Here is a 19,447-nt window from a genome sequence, read left to right as displayed (position 1 = left end):
CCCATGTACTGGACGTACTTGGGCGACTCCGACAACGCGGCGAGGTGCGGTGCCAGGCGTCGCGGGCCCGCGAAGATCGACCGGACAGGACCTAGTCGGGCATTGGCGGGAGGCGCGCGGCCTGAACAGCCGCTGCCAGGTGTTTCATCTGGTGGCTGCCTGCCGAGTATGTAAAGTGACCGGTCATATTCACCTGAGAAGGCTGAGAACCAAGGAGGAGATTGTGTCTACATACCGTGCTTTCGAGGTGACGGAGAACAGGCAGTTCCGCCTGGTCGAGCGGGAGGTCCGGGAGCCGGAGCCGGGGCATGTGCGGCTGCGGGTGGAAGCCTGTGGCGTGTGTCATTCCGATGCCGTGGCGGTGGAGGGATGGCGTGCCGACCCGAACGCGCCGATGGTGCCGGGACACGAGATCGTGGGCGTGATCGACGCGGTCGGTGATGGTGTGCGGGGCTGGCGGGTCGGTGAGCGGGTCGGGGTCGGTTTCCTCGGCGGACAGTGCGGGCACTGCGAGAGCTGCCGACGCGGTGACTTCGCCAACTGCTCCGACCAGCCGCAGACGGGGACCACGGTCGACGGCGGGTACGCCGAAGTGGTCTACGTCAGGAGTAGTGGACTGGTCGGGTTGCCCGAGGGTCTCGGTACGCTGGAGGCGGCGCCCCTGCTGTGTGCCGGGTTGACCATGTACACGGCCTTGGGGCGGCTGCCGATCCGGCCGGGCGGGCTGGTGGCGGTACAGGGCATCGGCGGACTCGGCCATCTCGGCCTTCAGTACGCCGCCCGCCTCGGCTACCGCGTGGCGGCCATAGCCCGCGGTCAGGGCAAGGCCGAGCTGTCACGGCACCTCGGTGCCGACCACTACATCGACAGCACGGACCAGGACTCCGGGCAAGCACTCCGGGACCTCGGCGGCGCCGACGCGATCATCGCCACCGCGGCCAGCGGCGCCTCAATGAACGGCCTGGTCACCGGTCTGGCCCCACAAGGCCAGCTGATGGTGGTGGGCGCCGCCCCCGACCCGATCACCGTCAGGACACCGGACCTGATCTTCGGCACCCGGACCATCGGCGGCTTGCTCACCGGCAGCTCCATCGAGAACGAGGACAACCTCGCCTTCGCCCTGCGGCACAGCGTCCTGCCCATGACGGAGGTGATGCCGCTGACGCAGGCGCCCGCCGCCTACGAGCGCATGATGTCCGGCCAGGCCCGATTCCGTGTCGTCCTCGACACCACCGCCTGACACTCCCGCGGGAGGCACGGACGGAACGCCGGCATCGATGCGGCCCCGTCGTCCGCGTTCGCCGGAACCCGGGCCTCCACCATCCGCCGACAGAACTCACCCTTCGCACAGAAACGGAACACCATCATGAACACGTACCCGTACCCCGCCCTCACCGCCGACGACGCCGCCGCCCTGCTGGCGCGGCTGGGCCGGACCTTTGCCGACGGACGCACCAAGCCGCTGGCCTGGCGCGTGGAGCAGCTCACCCGGCTGCGCGCACTGCTGACCGAGAACCGTGCGGCCATAGCCGACGCCCTGTGGGCGGATCTGCGCAAGGACCGTGCCGCGGTGGACTCCGACGAGATCGGCACCACGGTCGTGGAGATCGACGACTACCTGGAGCACCTGGAGGAGTGGCTCGCCCCGCAGCCGGCCGAGGTCTCCGTGCCCTATCTCCCGGACGGCAGCACGGCCCACACCCGGTTCGACCCCCTCGGCGTCACCCTGGTCATCTCGGCATGGAACTTCCCGATCTACCTGCTGCTGGTCCCCGTGGCCGGCGCGCTGGCAGCGGGCAACGCGGTGGTCCTCAAGCCTTCGGAGCTGGCCGAGCGGACCTCCGAACTCCTGGGCCGGCTCGTACCGGCCTACCTCGACACCGACGCCGTGGCCGTGGTCCAGGGCGGTGTGGAGCAGACGACCTCACTGCTGGCCCAGCCCTTCGACCACATCTTCTACACCGGGAACGGCGTCGTGGGCCGGATCGTGATGCGTGCCGCCGCCGAGCACCTCACCCCCGTCACCCTCGAACTCGGCGGGAAGTCCCCGGTCTTCATCGACCGCGACGCCGACATCGAGACCGTCGCCGCCCGGCTCGCGGCCACCAAGTTCACCAACGCCGGACAGGTCTGCATCGCCCCCGACTACGTGCTCACCGATCCGGAGACCGCCGACGCCCTGACCAAGGCCCTCGCCAAGGCGATCGAGCAGCTCTACGGCGCCGACCCGAAGGCTGCCGACAACTACGGGCGCATCGTCAACGACCGGCACTTCCAGCGCCTCATGGGCCTGACCGGCTCCGGCCGTACGGTGGTCGGCGGAGACCACGACCGAGCCGAGAAGTACATCGCCCCGACGGTGCTGCGGGACGTGCGGCCGGACGAGCCGGTCATGCAGGAGGAGATCTTCGGGCCGATCCTGCCGATCCTGACGGTCGCCGACCTCGACGAGGCCATCGCGTTCATCAACGCCCGCTCCAAGCCCCTGGCCGCCTACGCCTTCACCAACAACGACACCACGCGTGCCCGGCTGGCCGAGGAGACCTCCTCCGGGGCCGTCAGCTTCGGCCTGCCGGTCATGCACGTGACCGTGCCCACCCTGCCCTTCGGCGGTGTCGGCGAGAGCGGCATGGGCAACTACCACGGCCGCTACTCCCTGGAGACCTTCAGCCACCGCAAGGCCGTCCTCGACGTCCCCCTGCACTGACCCTTCTCCCAGCATCGACTCACCCGTGGAAGGGTTGCCATGCCTCCCCAAAGCTCCTCCGCCCAGATGACGGAGAACCAGACACGAGAACCGAAACCCGCATTGGCACGGGCGGTGACAGCAGGGGCACCGGAGCAGGCGAAGAGCCCCTGGCCCGGCTTCACGGTCGTCAGCCTCGGGCAGCTCGGACTGTTCATCAACATCACCCAGACCACCTCCACGCTCGCCTCGGTCCAGGCCGCGCTGCACACCAGCAGCACGCAGCTGGTCTGGATCGCCAGCATCTACGCGATGATGGTGGCCTGCTTCGTCCTGGCCGCCGGCACGCTCGGCGACATCCTCGGCCGCCGCCGGGTCTTCACCGGAGGTGCCCTGCTGCTCGGACTGGGCAGCCTCCTGGTCTTCCTGGCACCCTCGGCGGCCGTCATCATCGCCGGGCAGGCGATCATGGGCCTGGGCGGCGCGGCCATCCTGCCCACCAGCCTGGCGATCGTCACCAGTTCCTTCAAGGACGCCCACGCACGGACCACCGCAGTGGGCATTTGGGTCGCCGTCTCCGGCCTGGGCCTCGCCCTCGGCCCGATCCTCGCCGGCGCGGTCCTGCTGTACTTCTCCTGGCACGCGGCATTCCTGGTCAACGTCGTGCTGGCGGTGGTGATCCTGGCCCTCACCCCCCGCCATGTCACCGAGAGCCGTCAGCCCGGACGGCACCTGGACCCGCCAGGTCTCGCCCTGACCGTCGTCGCCATCGCCCTGCTGAACTTCGCCGTCATCCAGGGCGGCTACGCGGGCTTCGGCACCCCCGAAGTCCTTTGGTCCTTCGCCGGGTTCGTCCTGGTCCTCGCCGCCTTCCTGGGCGTCGAGAGCCGCAGCCGCACACCGATGCTCCACCTGCGGCTGTTCCGCAACCCCTCCTTCACGGCGGCCAACCTGGTCGCCCTGGTCGCCCAGTACGCGTTCGTCGGCATGGCCATCGCCCAGGTCCTGTACTTCCAGCGGGTCCGCCACGAATCGATCCTGGAGACCGGCCTGCTCACCCTCCCGGTGACCGGCACCTATCTGCTGGTCAGCGCCGTGGCGGGCCGGGTCGTCGGCAGACTCGGCTTCAAAGTCACCCTCACCGTCGGCTCCCTGATCGCAGCCACCGGAACGCTGCTGATGCTCACCCAGACCGCACACACCTCCGCGGCACTGATCGGCCTTTACCTGGGGGTCTTCGGCGCGGGCGCGGCCCTGGTCCTCCCGCCCAGCACCGCCGCCGCTGTCGTCAGCGTCCCCCCGGCCGAGGCAGGCATGGCCAGCGGCACCGTCAACCTCTTCCGGCAGATCGGCAACACTCTCGGCGCCAGCGTCACCGGGACCATCGTCACCAGCGGACTGATCAACCGGCTGCCGGACCAGCTCACCCGGCACGGAGTCCCCACCGAAGCCACCCGGGACATCACCGACGGCATAGCCTCCGGCACCCCGATCGCCGCCGTCCCCGCCGGAATCCGCGACGACGTCACGGCCGCTTTCGCGGACGCCTTCACCTCAGCGCTCCACCTCGCCGTCCTGATCCCGGCCGTCGGAGCCCTCCTCGCCGCAGTGGCCGCCGTGCTCTTCGTGCGCAAACACGCCTACAGTAGTACTCCAGCTGTAGATCGCGATCTTGCTGGTCGAGTACCAGGTGCCGGGCCGGTCTGAATCCCCGCCTCGATTGGTCCGGTCCGATGCGCTTGCTGCTGGACTGGTCAGGAGGGGCTGTTGGCGCCGGCCGTGCCGTAGAAGCGGCCCTGGTCGCACAGGGCGTCGATCTCGGCGTTGTCTTCCTCGCTCAGTTGTGCATCCAGAGCGACGCTGATGATGCCTCGGGCGCGGGCCAATCGGCGAGCGACATCCCAGTCGGCGATGAATGTGCCGACTGTGTATTCGTCGGCGGCTCCGGATGCCTGGCGGGATCCGAGTCGGTCGAGGGAAACGACGAACTCGTTCAAGTCCTGGAGTACTTCGACGATCTCGCTGAGGGGCATGCGGATCTCTCGGGAGGACATGTCCATCAGCCGATTCAACTCCAGAGTTGACGCTCGGGCCCAGATCCTGATCTTGGTGGTCGGGGCCGGTCCGGGAACGGGTGCGGCCACCGGTGATCATCGGTGTGTGAAGACAGAAGATCAGTCGGTGGCCGCAGGCCACAGCATAGATCTGCCCGCTGGCAGAAAGCGTTCGAGGTCCTGATGGACCGTATCGCGGGACGGTTCAGCCGGGTAGAACCTCGGCGCCGGGCACGGGCGTTCGTGCTCGGACTCTTGTCGGACCCGCCGCGCAAGAACTGCCGGACACTCGCCGAGCAGGCCGGCGACGCGAACCCGTACGGTCCGCAACACCTGCTGTCGAGGGCCAGGTGGGATGCCGACGCCGGTACGCGATGACCTCCGCGGCTTCGTCGTCGAGCACCTGCACCACGACGATGCGGTGCTGGTCGTGGATGAGACCGGCGACCTGAGGAAGGGCATGGGCACGGTGGGGGTGCAGCGCCAGTACACCGGCACTGCCGGGCGCATCGAGAACTCCCAGGTCGCCGTCTACCTTGCCTACTCGACTCCGATCGGGCATGCGGCGACAGACCGGGAACTGTATGTTCCGCGTTCGTGGACCGAGGACACGGCCCGCTGCCAGGCCGCCGGGATACCCGACAGCCTCGCCTTCGCCACGAAACCCGCCCTCACAGTCCGTATGATCACCCGCGCGCTGGATGCCGGCGTCCGCACATCCTGGGTGGCCGGCGACGAGGTCTACGGAGCCAACCCGCACATGCGCACCGCCCTGGAGAAACGGCAGGGTCGGCTACGTACTCGCCGTCGCCCGTGACCACCAGATCGCCTCCCGCGCACAGGGAACGGTGGTAGGGCCGCAGAACATCATCGGCATCGTCGCGCCCGCCATCGGTGGTGTGGCGATCGCCCTGTGGTCAGCAAACGGCCTGCTGATGGCGCAAATCGGCGCGTTCGTCCTCGCCGCTGTCTGCACCCCCGCCCTGCCTCGGGCGAAGACAACTGCGGGATCCCAGGACGGTGCCGGCATCAGCGCGCTGCGCACCATCCTGCGCGCACGATGGCTGCCGCCGCCGTCACCCGGATCGTGGAGCCCGTCGGGATGGCCGGGGCTGTGCCCGCCACGGCGGTTGTCGGGGTAGGGGCCGTGGCCGGGCTGGGTGCTGTGGTGTTCCTGCTCGCCGGATCCCTTACGCTGCTGGTCCCCGGCTTCAGCCGCTACGGTGAGGCGGGGCCCGTCCGCCGAAGCCCGCTATGCCCGGCCAGCCAGAGCCGTCCCGGGCCGCTGACCGACCGTGACCAGTGATCGACCGTGACCGACACCTCCGCAGGAGATCCCGCCATGAGCGTCAGCCAGGACAGTTCCGTGCCCACCGCCGAGCGGCCGGTTCCCGACCTCGATCTCGCGCGCCGGCTCGTGCGCGAGCAGTTCCCCCGGTGGGCCGAGCTGCCGCTTTACCCGGTCGAGCCGCAGGGCTGGGACAACCGAACGTTCCGCCTTGGCTCCGACCTTGCGGTTCGGATCCCCAGCGCGCGGGGTTACGACGCCCAGGTGGAGAAGGAGCACCGCTGGTTGCCGGTGCTCGCCGAGGTGCTGCCACTGCCGATCCCGAAGCCGGTCGCCAAGGGCGTGCCAAGCCCGCTGTTCGACGGTCCGTGGTCGGTGTACGCCTGGTACCCCGGGCGGACGCTGAACCGCGCCGGTGCCGGAGAATCTGATCTGGCCGCTGTCGCGGTGGGCCTGGGCAAGTTCCTGACGGCCCTGCGTGCCGCACCGACGCAGGACGCTCCGCCGCCGGGGACACACAACTGCTTGCGTGGCGCCGAGTTCACCGTCTACGCCGACGAGGCCATCCTGGCTCTCGCGGGGCTCGCGCCCGAGGTGCGGGAGATGGGCGAGCGGTGCGTCCGCCGCGCCACGAAGTCTTGGTGGGTTGAGGCACCGGTGTGGCTGCATGGCGACATCGCGCCCGGAAACCTGTTGCTGAGCGAGGGGCGGCTCTCGTCGGTCATCGACTTCGGTTGCTCCGCCGTCGGGGACCCCGCCTGCGATCTGGTGGCCGCGTGGACGATGTTCGACCGCGAGACGCGTCCGCTGTTCGTCCGCGCGGCGGGTCTGGATCAGGACACCTGGCACCGCGCTCAGGGTTGGGCGGCCTGGAAGGCGGCAATCACCCTCGCCGGGGCCGACAGCACGCCGGAGGTGCGGTCGCTGGCAGAGCGAACCCTCGCCGAGCTGGCTGAGGACGTTGCGCAGCAAGCCTGAATCGGGGCGTTCACGAGTGCTGCTGAATTGCGTCGAAGCTGAGAGTTGAAGATCGTTACCCTTTCCTTAGCGCTCCAGCAGCGGTTCGTGTCCTGAGCTGGTGGTTGTCGTTGTCCTTGTATGGAGGGGATGTCGGAAGTCGCTGACTGGGCTGATGAGTTGGAGTCGGTGTTCGCTGGGGTGGCGGGCCGGTTCGCTCGGGCGGATCTGCGGTGGCGGATGCGGGATTACGTCCGCGGTCTGCTGGGACGGGCGACACGCAGGAACGGCTGGCAACTTGCTGAGTGGGCAGGTCACCGCACCCCGGACGGCTTTCAGTGACTGCTGAACAGCAGTGTCTGGGCCGCGGCCAAACTGTCCGCCAACCTCATCCTCGATCCCGACCCGCCCACCCATCACCGCTGGGTCATGGCCCGCCGCAGTATCTCCGATCCCGACGACATCGCCTAACTACCATGCCTACGCACTCGCCGGCGTCGAGGCCGCCGAGCTGGCCCGGATCGCCGGCTCCCGCTGGGCGATTGAGGAATGCTTCCAGGCCGCGAAGAACGAATGCGGCCTGGACGAGTACGAGGTCCGCCGCTATGTCGGCTGGTATCGGCACATCACCCTGGCCATGCTCGCCCACGCTGTTCTGGCCGCACCCGCCGCCCAGGCCGGCGGCGAGTCAAAGGGGGCTGCAAAAACGGATCAGCCCTCGTACCGCTCACGGTGGCAGAGATCCGGCGACTCCTGGACACTCTCCTGCCCCACCCGCGAGCCGACCGCGATCCCGTCATCCACGCACTGAATTGGTCGGCCTGGAGAAGACACCGCCAGGCCATCGCCCGCAGCTACCACTACCGAAGACGCAGCTCAGGACACGAACCGCTGCTGGAGTACTAGAGGTGACTTCCTATGAACCTTCGCCCCATGACTGCTCGTTGCGATGCCGCGATACACCACGTGTGGCGGCTTCCCGCTGCCGATGTTGTGCGGGGGTACCGAGCGCTCTGGTGGAGTGTCGGGCCCGCCATGGAACTTGCGGTCCTGCTGGTCCACCGGCGCTCCCTTGCTCGCCATCGCTACCCCAAGGGGTGGATCGGGTGGGGGCTGAAAGTTCCGTTCACAGGTGAATTGGTCACCGTCACCGGCCGGGAGGAGCGGCGCACCCTCGTGAAGGACATTCGGATGCGGCCAGGCCACCTGGCCCTGCTCCCGGATTCCCGATTCCTGTTGGTGAGTGGCCGCATATTCCGGAACGAGGCCGAGAGTCCCTGGCCGGCCAATGCGGTGGTGTTCTCCCCGTCCGGGACACCTGAAGCCGAGTTCTGCGTCGGCGATGACATCCCCGCCCTGGTCACCGATGTCCACGGCGGCATCTGGACGGCTTACGGCGACGAAGGCATCTACGGTGGCCACCCCGAGTCGGGAGCGGGCCTCGCGGGCTGGAACATCCGAGGCCAGGCAGCTTGGACTCCCGACGGGCGGCTGCCCGACCACCCACTGGAAGGCTGCACCGCCGCGACCGAGAAGGAACGGGTATGGCTCGTGTGGTACTCCGGCAGCAGCAGAGGTGGCACCTTCCTGACACAGATCACCCCGTCAACCGGAGACGTGGTCAGCTACCCCAGCCCGGTCCATGCCCCGGACGGATTCGCGGTCCGAGGCAACCAGGCAGTACTTACACGCCGGAACCACAACAAGCGGTCCGTCGAGCTCACACGTGCCGAACTCAACGGCACCACGTGGACAGTGACCAACCGCCGCACGCTTCGCGTTCCCGGTCGAACGGTCATGCGTTGCGGCCAAGGCCGCAACGGCTTCCTCTGGCTCCGCGCAGGCGACACTTGGCTGCGCATAGAAGCATGAACACCCCCGACAACATCACAGCCGGTCGAACTTCGATGGCCGGCGGTCCAGGTTCGACGTCCCAGAACACCGGAGGTTGAAGAACAAGCTCAGAACCTGCGTGCGATCCGAGGTTGGCGGAATTCCTGACACTGGCGCCGTGACTCAAGTCGTGGCCGCAAGCACGAGGCAAGGACGATGCCGGGCGTTCGGCTAGTTGGGTTCAGAGGCACGGAATCCGGTGATCGTGGCCTTCCTGACAGGTGACCAGGTGACCAGGTGATATGCGGATGTGGGGACCTTGAGTGGATGTCCTACCTGGTCAGTCTGTGGAGTCGCTTCCCGAAACGCCGTCGTGCTGCCTGTCAAGAACAGGGTCTCTGCGTGGACTTGCTGATGAAACAGGTTCCTGTTCTCTGGATCGCTTGGGGCCGCGTAGTTGATCTCACGGGTCTCGGCAGGCAGGTCCCCCTCAGGCATCCTTGCGGTGCGTACTTGGCGGGGAGCGTTCTTCCATGGAGACGGCAGGAACTGTACTGCTCGGTGGGCCAGCACGAGGTCGAGCGGCGTCTCGTCCTCGTAGACGCCCCCGAGGTCCTTTGCCGGGGCGCGCATCGGTAGGTAGACCAAGGAGCGCGAGCAGCGCACCGCCTGATCCTCGACGAACTAGGCTCCCGTAGTGCGTTGGCCCCACGACACAGACCCGACAACAGCCCGCCCAGCCCGTATAAGACGGCGTCCTGTGTAGTGAGTTTGAGGGTCGTTTGTAGCAGCAGACGGTGGCGGCGAGCCGAGGAATGCCCAGTAGTCGCGGAGTTGGCGTTCGTAGCGGGCGGTGGAGACGGCGACAGCCGGTCCAGCCAGGACATGGGTCGATGAATCCTCGACCCGTACTTGGGGTTTCGGCGGATCAGGCGCGGGCGTCCCGTGCCTCTCCCTCGCGGGCGCGCCGCGCAGAGCGCTTCCCTCGCGGGCGTGCCGTGTCCAGCCCCCTGGCTCACGGGGCCCCTGTTTTACGGTCCTTCCCTCTTTCCCTGGTTTCGTCCTGTGGGAATGCGATGGTGATGTCGAGTCCGCCTTGCGGTCCCTGTGTGGTGGCGATCCGGGCGTGGTGGGCGTCGGCGATCGCCGCGACGATCGAGAGTCCGAGGCCGTGTCCGTCGGCGTGTGCGGAGCGGTGGCCGAGCCGTTGGAAGGGCTGGTACAGCGATTCGATGGCCTCGCGCGGGATTACCGGCCCGCTGTTCACGACGCGGACCGTGGGTGTCCCGCCGTGCGTATCGGTGGTTACCCGGATCCAGCCGCCGTCGGGGGTGTAGCGCTGGGCGTTGCCGAGGAGGTTGGTCACCAGCCGTTCCAGGAGTGGGATGCTGCCTTCGGTCGGGGCGGGGGCGAGTGAGGTCTCCAGGGTGACGTTGTCGGGGCGGGTGGGTGTGAGGTCGTCGAGTACGCCGGTGGCGATGTCGGCGAGATCGAGTGGCTCGGTGCGGAAGACTCCGCTCTGGCTGCTCGCCAGGGTCAGCAGTGCCTCGATCAGCCGTTCCTGGTCCTCGCCGATCGCCAGGGCGCGCTCGCATACGGCGCGTAGTGTTTTCACGTCCGCGGCCGGTGTGCTGAGGGCGACTTCGATCACGGTGCGTTGCAGGGTCAGCGGGGTGCGCAGTTCGTGTGAGGCGTTGGCGACGAAGCGCCGTTGCGCGTCGAACGCGATGTCCAGGCGGGCGAGGAGTTCGTCGAAGGTGTCGCCGAGGTTCTTCAGCTCGTCGTCGGCGGGGCCGGGCATCGCGAGCCGCTCGTGGAGGTTGTGCGCCGAGATCCGCCGGGCCCGGTCCGTCATCACGCGTACGGGCCGCAGTACTCGTCCGGCCACCAGCCAGCCCAGCCCGCCGGAGAGTCCGGTCATGACACCGAGTGCGATCCCGGAGCGGGTGAGCAGGGTGCGCTGTGCCTGCCGGCGTTCACGGTCGGCGACGTAGGAGATCTCGGCGGTGATCTCCTGTGTCTCCGTGTGGCGGGAGGCGTTCGTGGTGGTGATCATGGTGCCTTTGGACGCGGGGCTCTGCACGACCAGGATGTAGGTGACGGCGAGCAGGCAGGCCCCCGAGACGAAGAACAGCGTCCCGTACAGGAGGGTGAGCCGGAGCCGGGCCGACCAGCGGATACGGACCCGGCCGGCCGGGTCAGATGCGGTAGCCGGCATGCGGCACCGTCTCGATCACGGGCGGGGCGCCGAGTTTGCGGCGCAGTCGGCTGACGGTCACCTTGACGGTGTTGGTGAACGGGTCGGTGGCGTCGTCCCAGGCCCATTCGAGCAGGTCTTCCGTGGAGACGACCGCTCCTTGCGCGGCCAGCAGCAGTTCCAGTACGGCCATCTCCTTGGGGGACAGGTCGAGTCGGCGTCCGCCGCGCCAGGCGGTGTGCTCGGCGGGTGACAACGAGAGATCACCGTGGGTCAGCACCGGCGGTACGGCGGGGTGCGCGCGCCGGGCGAGGGCACGGATCCGCGCGACCAGTTCGGCCAGGGCGAACGGCTTGGTCAGATAGTCGTCGGCGCCCAGGCTCAGTCCGTCGACGCGGTCGGCGACGGTGGCGGAGGCCGTGAGCATGAGAACGCGGGCGCGGCAGCCGTGCTTGATCAGCGCGCGGCAGACCTCGTCGCCGTGCATCAGCGGGAGGTCCCGGTCGAGCACGATGACGTGGTAGTCGTACACGGTGGCCTGCTCCAGTGCCTGCCTCCCGTCCAGTGCCAGGTCGATGGCCATGCCTTCCTGCCGCAGTCCCGCGGCGATCGTCTCGGCGAGTTCGAGGTGGTCGTCGACAATCAGCACTCTCATGCGGGTCAGGATGCCTTGAGGCGCATAACAGGGGAGTAACGCGTAGGGACCTGGCACGGGCCGGGCACACGGGCCGGGCACACAGGGCGGACAGAGGGCGGGCCCGGGGCGGGCCGGTTGTTCCTCGGGTGTAACCGTGTCCGGCGTACAACTCCCTGCATGTTCTCCACACACCGTGGCGCCCTGGCCGGGCGCACGACACACCGCCGCGCCCTGGCCGGGCGCACGCTTCTTCCCGTATCCCTGCTGCTCATCGGCGTGCTGATCAGCGGATGTTCCGACGAGTCCGGCGCGGCCCCGGGCGGTGAGGCGTCCTCGGACTCCTCGCCGTCCGCGGACAGCGCGTTCGACCAGGCTCTGGCGTTCGCCGCGTGCATGCGCGCCGAGGGCGTGCCCTCGTTCCCCGATCCTCAGCAGGCCGATGGCGGCGTCCGCATGGACGCGGGCGGCGTCGACACCGATTCACCCGAGTTCCAGGGCGCCATGGAGGCCTGCCGCGACAAGGCTCCGCAGGCCGAGGGCCAGGCGCAGGGCGGCGAGCCGCTCGATCCGGCGAAGGTCGCCGCCTGGGCGCAGTGCATCCGTGACAACGGCGTGCCGGACTTCCCGGACCCCGAGATCAACGGCGGCCAGATGGCGCTCGACTTCGGCGGCGCCGGCCTCAGCATGGGCGACCCCGCCTTCCAGCAGGCCCGCTCCGCCTGCCAGGACACCTGGCCCGGCGGCGGCATGATGATTCAGGGCGGCGGGGGCCAGTGACCACGCACGAAGAGACGCAGCACCCGCCGGCCGTCGTGGAGCCCGCCGGGTCCCCCGCGGTCGACGAGGCCCGGACACCGGCCCTCACCCAGGAGGCGGCGCAGCAGGCGGTGACCGGGGAGGCCGGCCGGCCGCCGGCGGACCGGCGCAGGCGCCGTACCCGCCGTACGGCCCTGATCGTGGTGGTCGCGATCGCCGTGGCCGCCGCCGCGGGGCTCGCCGCCACGGGCGCGTTGAGCGGTGACGACGGCTCCGCGACGCAGGCCGCCCCCGGCCGGCCGGAGGCAACCGTGAAGGTCCAGCGGCTGACGCTGACCAGCACCGAGACCGTGGACGCCACCCTGGGGCACGGTGAGCCGGTCGCCGTCACCGATGCCTCCGCCTCGTCCGCGTCCTCCGCCTCGTCCGCGTCCTCCGCCTCGTCCGCGTCCTCCGCCTCGTCCCCGTCCTCCGCGTCCGGGCCGGGCGGCGACGGCGGGCCCGGCGGCGACGGTGAGTTCGTCACCTGGGTGCCCCGCGAGGGCGACACGCTCGGACGCGGCGACGCCGTGTACCGGGTCAACGAGCGCGAGGTGCCCCTGCTGTACGGGGCCATCCCCTTCTACCGCACGCTGGAGCCCGGCAGCCGGGGCGCCGACGTGCGGTTGCTGGAGGCCAACCTCGCCGAGCTGGGTTATGGCGGCTTCACGGTGAACGACGAGTACACCTCGGGCACCGCCGCGGCGGTCGAGGAGTGGCAGGACGACCTGAACGCCGAGGAGACCGGAACCGTACGGCCCGGGGACGCGGTGGTCGCAACCGGGGCGCGGCGGGTCGCGGAGCTGAAGACCTCGCCCGGCGCGGTGGCCGGCGGCGAGGTGCTGACCTGGACGGGCACCGAGCGGATCGTCTCCATGGACCTGGACCCGCAGCACGAGGACCTGGTGAAGGAGGGCTTGAAGGCCACGGTCCGGCTGCCGGACGGCAGCACCGTGGTGGGCGAGATCACCGACATCGGCACCGCGCGCAACGACAACGCCGGTTCCGGGTCCGGGGCCGGCGGTGAGAGCCAGGGCGCGGACGAGGCGACCCTGCCGGTAAGGCTGAAGATCGGGGATCAGAAGAAGCTGGGCCGCTACCAGGCCGCGTCCGTCGATGTGATCCTGGAGGCCGACAGCCGCGAGAACGTGCTGGCGGTGCCGGTCAACGCGCTGATGGCCCGGCCCGGTGGCGGCTACGCGCTGGAGGTCCCGGCGGCCGGCGGCGGCCAGGACATGGTGCCGGTGGAGCTGGGAACGTTCGCCAACGGGCTGGTCGAAGTGAAGGGCCCGGGCATCAAGGAAGGCATGGACGTGGGGGTGCCCAAGTGACGTCCCCCATCATCGAACTGACGGAGGTCTCCCAGCGGTACGGGGAGGTCCTCGCGCTGGCCGGCACGAATCTGGTCATCGGGCGCGGTGAACTGGTCGCGATCGTCGGGCCGTCCGGGTCGGGGAAGTCGACCCTGCTCAACATCATGGGCACGCTGAGCCGCCCGACCTCCGGGCACGTCCGGGTCGACGGCCACCCGGTCCAGGAGCTGAGCGACCGTGAACTGTCGGCGCTGCGCGCCGGCACGATCGGGTTCGTGTTCCAGCAGTTCCATCTCACCGCGGGCATCCCGGTCATGGACAGCGTGGCCGACGGGCTGCTCTACAGCGGCACCCCGCGCGCCGCGCGCCGCCGGCTCGCCGAGGCGGCACTGCGCAGGGTGGGACTCGGGCACCGGCTGCACCACGAGCCGCACCAGCTCTCCGGCGGGGAGAAGCAGCGGGTCGCGATCGCCCGCGCGGTGCTCGGCGATCCGCCGCTGCTCCTGGCCGACGAGCCGACCGGCGCGCTCGACTCCCGCTCCGGCACGGCCGTGCTGGAACTGCTGCACGAGCTGAACGGGGTCGGCACCACGGTCGTCGTCATCACGCACGACCGGGATGTCGCCGCGTCGCTGCCGCGCGAGGTGCGGCTCAGGGACGGGCGGATCGAGCACGACTCGGCCACCGGCGGGCAGACGGCGGCGCTCGTCCCCGGGGCGCGGCGGTGACGGGGGCGGGCCGGCGGACGGCCGGCGCACGACCCCGCCCGGCCCGGATGAGTCCGGCCGATGTGCTGCGGGTGGGCGGGCACGGGCTGCGGGCCCGGCCGATGCGGGTGTTCTTGTCCGCGCTGGGCATCGCCATCGGTATCGCGGCGATGGTGGGCGTGGTGGGCATCTCCACCTCCAGCGCGGGAGACCTGGAGAGGCGGCTGAGCGCCCTGGGCACCAATCTGCTGTCCGTCACACCGGGGCCGTCGCTCAGCGGTGACGCCTCCCATCTGCCAAAGGAGTCCGTGGGCATGGTGGACAACCTCCCGGACGTGGAGTCGGTGACGGCGCTCGGGAAGGTCGACGCCAAGGTCTACCGCAACGACCACATCCCGGAGGCCGAGACCAGCGGTATCGCCGTCAACGCGGCGAAGACCAACCTGCCGGGGACGACCGGCGCGAAGCTGGCCGACGGCCGCTGGCTGAACGCGGCCAATGACCGCTATCCGTCCGTGGTGCTCGGTCCCCGCGCCGCCGGACAGCTCGGGGTGCACCGTGCCGGGCCCGACATCCAGGTGTGGCTCGGTGGCCGCTGGTTCACCGTGATCGGAGTGCTCGCGCCCAACGAGCTGATCCCTCAGCTGGACACCCAGGCGCTGGTCGGCTGGCCCTACGCGCAGGAGAACCTTGGATTCGACGGCTACCCGACACAGATCCATGTACGGGCCGTGGAAGAGCACGTCACCGAGGTGCAGGGCATCCTCGGGGCCACCGCCAACCCGGAGAAGCCCGACGAGGTCGCCGTCTCCCGGCCCTCCGACGTGCTCGCCGCCAAGGAGGCCACGGACGACACGCTGAGCGGACTGCTCCTGGGGCTCGGCGCCGTGGCGCTGCTGGTCGGCGGTGTCGGCGTGGCCAACACCATGGTCATCTCCGTGCTGGAGCGCCGCTCCGAGATCGGTCTGCGCCGGTCGCTGGGGGCCACACGCGGCCAGATCCGCAACCAGTTCCTGTGCGAGTCGCAGCTGCTGTCCCTGCTCGGCGGTGCCGGCGGGGTGGCCCTGGGGATCGCGGTGACCATCGCCTACGCCTCCTACCAGGGCTGGCCGTCGCTCATCCCGGTCTGGGCCATGGCCGGTGGCATCGGCTCGACCCTGGTCATCGGCGCCCTGGCGGGCTTCTATCCGGCGGTGCGCGCGGCCCGGCTGCCGCCGACGGAGGCGCTGGCGACACCCTGATCACGCGTTGCCCCTGGGCATCGCCCCGGCGAGGGCACGGGGCCGGTCCGAACGCGACACCCTTGGTACATGGTCCGGCCTCTGGGCGTGACGTCGGCCTTCATCACCTGCTTGTGGGTGGTGAAGGCCGACGTCACGTTCAGGGGAGGGTGTCGGTGTTGGCGGGCTGCCGAGGCGGCCCGTGTGCGGATCGACTGGTTGTGCCCTGGTTCCTGCCGCGGGTATGGCTCAGGCTTCGGGAATGACACGGCCGTAGTCGGCGAGTGTGACGGCCTCGGGCTCGGGTCCGCCTCGCCGGTTGGTCTCCAGCGCGTCGAGGGCGGTGAGCTCCTCGGCGGTGAGTTCGAAGTCGAAGACGTCGATGTTCTCGGCGATACGTGCGCGCTTGGTGGACTTGGGAATGACCGAGCGGCCCTGCTGGAGCCCCCAGCGCAGCAGCACCTGGGCGGGGCTCTTGCCGTGCGTCCCGGCGACGCGGGTGACGGCGGGGTCCTGGAGGACGCTCCTGCGGTTCTCGCCGTAGCCAGGGTAGAAGGTGATTCCTCCGATGGGGGACCACGCCTGGTTGAGGATGCCGTGCTGGTCGTCGAAGTCGAGTACGGCGTGCTGCTGGAAGTAGGGGTGGATCTCCAGCTGGTTGACGGCGGGGACGACGGAGGTGGCGTCGAGCAGGGCGGTCAGGTGGTCGGTCATGAAGTTGCTGACGCCGATGGCGCGGACCTTGCCGTCGGTCAGGAGTGTCTCCAGGGCGCGGTAGGCCGCGAGCGTCCGGTCGAAGTCCGAGGGCAGGGCCTGGTGGAGGAGCAGCAGGTCGATCTGGTCGACACCGAGCTTGGAGGCGCTCTTGTCGAAGGCGTGCAGGGTCTCGTCGTACCCGTAGTCGCTGATCCAGATCTTGGTCTCGATGAAGATCTCGTCGCGGGGCACCGTGGAGTCCCGGATGGCCTGGCCGACCTCGCGTTCGTTGCCGTACGCGGCAGCGGTGTCGATGTGCCGGTAGCCGAGCTCAAGCGCCGCGGTGACGGCCGCTTTGGTCTCCTCCGGCGCGGTCTGGAAGACACCGAGCCCGAGTGCGGGCATCTCGATGCCGTTGTTGAGTGTGAGCGTCTGCATCAGACGGACCTTTCGTCGCGGGTGGCCGGTGAGGGCACGACGAGCGATACCACGGCCACGACAGCGGGCCTCGGCGGTACGGCGGAGCCGGCCCGGGCTGCACCCGAGCGGGCCGCGAGACCGGCGGCCGTCTGGCCGCTGGAGACCGCGGTGCCGACGGCAGTCAGGGTGCTCGGCCTGTTCACGGCCGCACCAGTACCTTCAGGGCCTCCCGCGCGTCCATGGCCCGGTACCCCTCGGCGATGTCGTCGAGACCGATGGCGCGGTCGAAGACCAGGCCAGGCTCGATACGGCCTTCGAGGACGTCGGGGAGAAGCTCGTCGATGTAGGCGCGGGCCGGGGCGGGGCCACCGGTGAGGGTGATGTTGGGGCCGAAGAGGCTGCCGAAGCCGACCGGGGCCTCTTCGTACTGGGGCACGCCCACGCGGCTGATCGTGCCGCCTGGGCTGACCACGCCGTACGCCTGCTCGTAGGCGGGCCGGTGCCCGACCGCTTCGAGGACAATCGGGCTGCCCCCGCCGGTGAGTTCACGTACCTTCTCGATGCCTTCGCCGCCGCGCTCGGCGACGACGTCGGTCGCGCCGAACGACCGGCCCAGGTCGGTACGGGCCTGGTGCCGGCCCATGAGGACGATCTGCTCGGCGCCCAGCCGCTTGGCGGCGAGTACGGCGAGCAGGCCGACGGCGCCGTCCCCGATCACCGTGACGGTGCTGCCACGCCGCACCCCGCCGCGGACGGCCGCGTGATGTCCGGTGCCGAGCACATCGGACAGCGTGAGCAGGGACGGGATGAGCGCGTCATCCGCGCCGACCGGCAGCCTCACGAGGGTGCCGTCGGCCAGCGGTACGCGGACCGCCTCGCCCTGGCCTCCGTCGACGCCGTCGCTCGCCCAGAAACCACCGTGCACGCACGAGGTCTGCAGCCCGGCCCGGCAGAATGCGCAGGTGCCGTCCGAGTAGGCGAAAGGAGCGAGGACCAAGTCGCCCTCCCGCACGGTGCTGACCTCGCCACCGGCCTCCTCGACCACGCCGATGAACTCGTGGCCCATACGGACGGGGCCTTCGGAGCCGGGCATGGAGCGGTAGGGGTGCAGGTCGCTGCCGCACACGCAGGCCGTGGTGATGCGCACCAGCGCGTCGGTGGGTTCCTTGAGAGTCGGATCGGCGACGTTTCCGACACGGACGTCGCCTGCTCCGTACATCAGTGCTGCGCGCACATTGTTCCTTCGGGTCGATTCCGGGTTCAGGGCCCCGGCTTCGCACCGTCGGCCCTTGACCTTCCGTATCCAAACGGGCAACGGCGCGCTGGTGGGAGTCACTGCTCTTCCAGGTAATGGCAGTACCTCGCAGAACGTCAGGGGCGGATCTACGGTGAAGGAACCGGCACACGACTCACGGCCATGAGGAGGAACCACGCGTGCTCCCGGACACCCACCCCGCATCAGCCCGAAGGCGTATCGCAGCGGTATCGCCCGACCGGGTTCGGCTCGGTAGCGCAGCGGGCGGGCCGTATCCGACGAGGTCGGCCGAGTCGGCCAGGTCGGCCACGACGTCCACGACCAACCCGGGATCTGACCATGGTCGGTGCTGACAGAAGAGACCTGGCGGCCGAAGCCCGCGAGTTCCTGAGCACTCGTCGTGCGCGGATCACTCCTGAGCAGGCGGGACTCCAGGTCTACGGCGGAAACCGCCGCGTCACGGGTCTTCGCCGCGAGGAGGTCGCCTTGCTCGCGGGGATGAGCGTCGACTACTACATCCGCCTTGAGCGCGGCAATCTCGGCGGTGCCTCCGACTCGGTGCTCGAATCCCTGGCCCACGCGCTACAGCTCAATGAAGCCGAGCGCGCCTACCTCTACGATCTGGCCCGCGCGGCGACTCCGACGGGCCGGCGGCCCACCGTGACCGCGTCCCGCGTGCGGCCCACGATCCTGCGGCTGCTCGACTCCATGACCGATGTGCCGGCGTACGTGCGCAACGGGCGGTTCGACGTCCTGGCCGCCAACGCGCTGGGGCGGGCTCTGTACGCACCGGTCTTCGACTCGCCGCTGTTCGCCCAGCGCGGCCCCGTCAACACCGCCCGCTTTCTGTTCCTCGACCCCGCGGGCCAGAACTTCTGGGCCGACTGGGACAAGGGAGCCGACGACTCGGTCGCTTTCCTGCGGACCGAGACGGGCCGGGCGCCCCAGGACAAGGCGCTGACCGACCTGATCGGAGAGCTCACGACCAAGAGCGACGAGTTCGCGCGCCGGTGGGCCCGTCACGACGTGAAGTTCCACCGCTCCGGCGTGAAGCACCTTCACCATCCACTGGTCGGCGATCTCGCGCTGCCCTACGAGGCGATGGACCTGCCGTCCGACCCCGGCCTGCGCCTCAACTTCTACACACCGGAACCGGACTCGCGAGAGCGGGAGGCGCTCGGCCTCCTCGCCGGCTGGGTGGGCACCGGGTCGGTCGTCCCCTCCGGGAACGACCGGCTGGGGAACAGTCGGCCGGGGAACAACTGACCGGGGAACAGCCGACCGGGGAACGACCGACCACACGAATGAGGAGAACAGCTTCATGCGATACCGACCGCTCGGCCGCACCGGCGTCCAGGTCAGCCCGCTCTGCCTGGGCGCGATGATGTT

Annotated in this window: 17 protein-coding genes and 2 pseudogenes; 13 read left to right on the top strand and 6 right to left on the bottom strand. The window is 69.6% G+C overall.

What is annotated here, in order from left to right:
• Positions 1-223 precede the first annotated feature (223 nt).
• The 3 genes from ABTZ59_RS35940 to ABTZ59_RS35930 all read left to right on the top strand — a co-directional run bounded on the left by ABTZ59_RS35940 (position 224) and on the right by ABTZ59_RS35930 (position 4,393).
• Positions 224-1,240 (top strand): alcohol dehydrogenase catalytic domain-containing protein, encoded by a 1,017-nt coding sequence (locus ABTZ59_RS35940; RefSeq protein WP_351425097.1) that lies wholly within the window; start codon positions 224-226, stop codon positions 1,238-1,240.
• Between the two features lie 126 nt (positions 1,241-1,366).
• Complete coding sequence (locus tag ABTZ59_RS35935; RefSeq protein ID WP_351425094.1) at positions 1,367-2,707, top strand: aldehyde dehydrogenase family protein; 1,341 nt, start codon at positions 1,367-1,369, stop codon at positions 2,705-2,707.
• A 114-nt stretch (positions 2,708-2,821) separates the two neighbouring features.
• Entirely contained in the window at positions 2,822-4,393 is a 1,572-nt protein-coding gene (locus ABTZ59_RS35930; protein WP_351425089.1) for an MFS transporter, read from the top strand.
• Positions 4,394-4,440: 47 nt separating this feature from the next.
• Here the strand turns inward: ABTZ59_RS35930 and ABTZ59_RS35925 are convergent, their stop codons facing one another.
• Positions 4,441-4,746 (bottom strand): hypothetical protein, encoded by a 306-nt coding sequence (locus tag ABTZ59_RS35925; protein ID WP_351425084.1) that lies wholly within the window; start codon positions 4,744-4,746, stop codon positions 4,441-4,443.
• A 177-nt stretch (positions 4,747-4,923) separates the two neighbouring features.
• On the opposite strand from ABTZ59_RS35925, the pseudogene ABTZ59_RS35920 reads away from it, so the two are divergent.
• The 5 genes and pseudogenes from ABTZ59_RS35920 to ABTZ59_RS35900 form a co-directional block, all read left to right on the top strand.
• Positions 4,924-5,579: pseudogene (locus ABTZ59_RS35920) on the top strand (IS701 family transposase); the annotation flags it as partial.
• A 221-nt stretch (positions 5,580-5,800) separates the two neighbouring features.
• Positions 5,801-6,046 (top strand): hypothetical protein, encoded by a 246-nt coding sequence (locus ABTZ59_RS35915; protein ID WP_351425100.1) that lies wholly within the window; start codon positions 5,801-5,803, stop codon positions 6,044-6,046.
• 36 nt (positions 6,047-6,082) lie between these two features.
• Positions 6,083-7,006 carry an aminoglycoside phosphotransferase family protein gene (locus ABTZ59_RS35910; RefSeq protein WP_351425081.1) on the top strand — a complete coding sequence of 308 codons (924 nt, stop codon included), beginning with the start codon at positions 6,083-6,085 and terminating at the stop codon, positions 7,004-7,006.
• 402 nt (positions 7,007-7,408) lie between these two features.
• A pseudogene (locus tag ABTZ59_RS35905) lies at positions 7,409-7,643 on the top strand (IS701 family transposase); the annotation flags it as partial.
• 377 nt (positions 7,644-8,020) lie between these two features.
• Complete coding sequence (locus tag ABTZ59_RS35900) at positions 8,021-8,857, top strand: hypothetical protein (protein ID WP_351425076.1); 837 nt, start codon at positions 8,021-8,023, stop codon at positions 8,855-8,857.
• Positions 8,858-9,833: 976 nt separating this feature from the next.
• Here the strand turns inward: ABTZ59_RS35900 and ABTZ59_RS35895 are convergent.
• On the bottom strand, positions 9,834-11,036 hold the full coding sequence (locus ABTZ59_RS35895; protein WP_351425072.1) for a sensor histidine kinase: 1,203 nt from the start codon (positions 11,034-11,036) through the stop codon (positions 9,834-9,836).
• Positions 11,017-11,670, bottom strand: coding sequence for a response regulator transcription factor (locus tag ABTZ59_RS35890; protein WP_351425069.1), 654 nt, complete (start codon positions 11,668-11,670; stop codon positions 11,017-11,019). The genes ABTZ59_RS35895 and ABTZ59_RS35890 overlap by 20 nt, the downstream gene beginning before the upstream one ends.
• Before the next feature lie 159 nt (positions 11,671-11,829).
• On the opposite strand from ABTZ59_RS35890, the gene ABTZ59_RS35885 reads away from it, so the two are divergent.
• The 4 genes from ABTZ59_RS35885 to ABTZ59_RS35870 are packed head-to-tail and all read left to right on the top strand — an operon-like array spanning position 11,830 to position 15,708.
• On the top strand, positions 11,830-12,429 hold the full coding sequence (locus tag ABTZ59_RS35885) for a hypothetical protein (RefSeq protein WP_351425066.1): 600 nt from the start codon (positions 11,830-11,832) through the stop codon (positions 12,427-12,429).
• Entirely contained in the window at positions 12,426-13,778 is a 1,353-nt protein-coding gene (locus ABTZ59_RS35880; RefSeq protein ID WP_351425063.1) for a peptidoglycan-binding protein, read from the top strand. The genes ABTZ59_RS35885 and ABTZ59_RS35880 overlap by 4 nt, the downstream gene beginning before the upstream one ends.
• A complete protein-coding gene (locus ABTZ59_RS35875; protein WP_351425059.1) occupies positions 13,775-14,488 on the top strand; it encodes an ABC transporter ATP-binding protein in 714 nt (237 codons plus the stop codon). The genes ABTZ59_RS35880 and ABTZ59_RS35875 overlap by 4 nt, the downstream gene beginning before the upstream one ends.
• A gap of 47 nt (positions 14,489-14,535) precedes the next feature.
• Positions 14,536-15,708 carry an ABC transporter permease gene (locus ABTZ59_RS35870; RefSeq protein ID WP_351425056.1) on the top strand — a complete coding sequence of 391 codons (1,173 nt, stop codon included), beginning with the start codon at positions 14,536-14,538 and terminating at the stop codon, positions 15,706-15,708.
• 228 nt (positions 15,709-15,936) lie between these two features.
• Here the strand turns inward: ABTZ59_RS35870 and ABTZ59_RS35865 are convergent, their stop codons facing one another.
• Genes ABTZ59_RS35865 through ABTZ59_RS35855 form a run of 3 tightly spaced genes read right to left on the bottom strand, consistent with a single transcriptional unit; the run spans position 15,937 to position 18,037 of the window.
• Positions 15,937-16,821, bottom strand: coding sequence for an aldo/keto reductase (locus tag ABTZ59_RS35865; protein WP_351425051.1), 885 nt, complete (start codon positions 16,819-16,821; stop codon positions 15,937-15,939).
• Positions 16,821-17,006, bottom strand: coding sequence for a hypothetical protein (locus ABTZ59_RS35860; protein WP_351425048.1), 186 nt, complete (start codon positions 17,004-17,006; stop codon positions 16,821-16,823). The genes ABTZ59_RS35865 and ABTZ59_RS35860 overlap by 1 nt, the downstream gene beginning before the upstream one ends.
• Positions 17,003-18,037 carry a zinc-binding dehydrogenase gene (locus ABTZ59_RS35855; protein ID WP_351425044.1) on the bottom strand — a complete coding sequence of 345 codons (1,035 nt, stop codon included), beginning with the start codon at positions 18,035-18,037 and terminating at the stop codon, positions 17,003-17,005. The genes ABTZ59_RS35860 and ABTZ59_RS35855 overlap by 4 nt, the downstream gene beginning before the upstream one ends.
• A gap of 360 nt (positions 18,038-18,397) precedes the next feature.
• On the opposite strand from ABTZ59_RS35855, the gene ABTZ59_RS35850 reads away from it, so the two are divergent.
• Positions 18,398-19,324, top strand: a complete 927-nt coding sequence (locus ABTZ59_RS35850; RefSeq protein ID WP_351425040.1) for a helix-turn-helix transcriptional regulator — start codon at positions 18,398-18,400, stop codon at positions 19,322-19,324.
• Positions 19,325-19,447: the final 123 nt, after the last annotated feature.

It is taken from the genome of Streptomyces sp. NPDC094034, from assembly GCF_040303865.1.
Classification (GTDB): Bacteria; Actinomycetota; Actinomycetes; order Streptomycetales; family Streptomycetaceae; genus Streptomyces.
The sequence above is the reverse complement of the archived record's forward strand: the minus strand, read 5'-3'. Positions and strand labels throughout refer to the sequence as shown.

Excerpts from the sequence above, each read along its gene's own strand:
- ABTZ59_RS35915 (WP_351425100.1), top strand. The coding sequence starts at position 5,801 with ATGGCTGCCGCCGCCGTCACCCGGATCGTGGAGCCCGTCGGGATGGCC.
- ABTZ59_RS35870 (WP_351425056.1), top strand. The coding sequence starts at position 14,536 with ATGAGTCCGGCCGATGTGCTGCGGGTGGGCGGGCACGGGCTGCGGGCC.
- ABTZ59_RS35865 (WP_351425051.1), bottom strand. The coding sequence starts at position 16,821 with ATGCAGACGCTCACACTCAACAACGGCATCGAGATGCCCGCACTCGGG.
- ABTZ59_RS35910 (WP_351425081.1), top strand. The coding sequence starts at position 6,083 with ATGAGCGTCAGCCAGGACAGTTCCGTGCCCACCGCCGAGCGGCCGGTT.
- ABTZ59_RS35925 (WP_351425084.1), bottom strand. The coding sequence starts at position 4,746 with ATGGACATGTCCTCCCGAGAGATCCGCATGCCCCTCAGCGAGATCGTC.
- ABTZ59_RS35890 (WP_351425069.1), bottom strand. The coding sequence starts at position 11,670 with ATGAGAGTGCTGATTGTCGACGACCACCTCGAACTCGCCGAGACGATC.
- ABTZ59_RS35850 (WP_351425040.1), top strand. The coding sequence starts at position 18,398 with ATGGTCGGTGCTGACAGAAGAGACCTGGCGGCCGAAGCCCGCGAGTTC.
- ABTZ59_RS35885 (WP_351425066.1), top strand. The coding sequence starts at position 11,830 with ATGTTCTCCACACACCGTGGCGCCCTGGCCGGGCGCACGACACACCGC.
- ABTZ59_RS35895 (WP_351425072.1), bottom strand. The coding sequence starts at position 11,036 with ATGCCGGCTACCGCATCTGACCCGGCCGGCCGGGTCCGTATCCGCTGG.
- ABTZ59_RS35935 (WP_351425094.1), top strand. The coding sequence starts at position 1,367 with ATGAACACGTACCCGTACCCCGCCCTCACCGCCGACGACGCCGCCGCC.
- ABTZ59_RS35900 (WP_351425076.1), top strand. The coding sequence starts at position 8,021 with ATGGAACTTGCGGTCCTGCTGGTCCACCGGCGCTCCCTTGCTCGCCAT.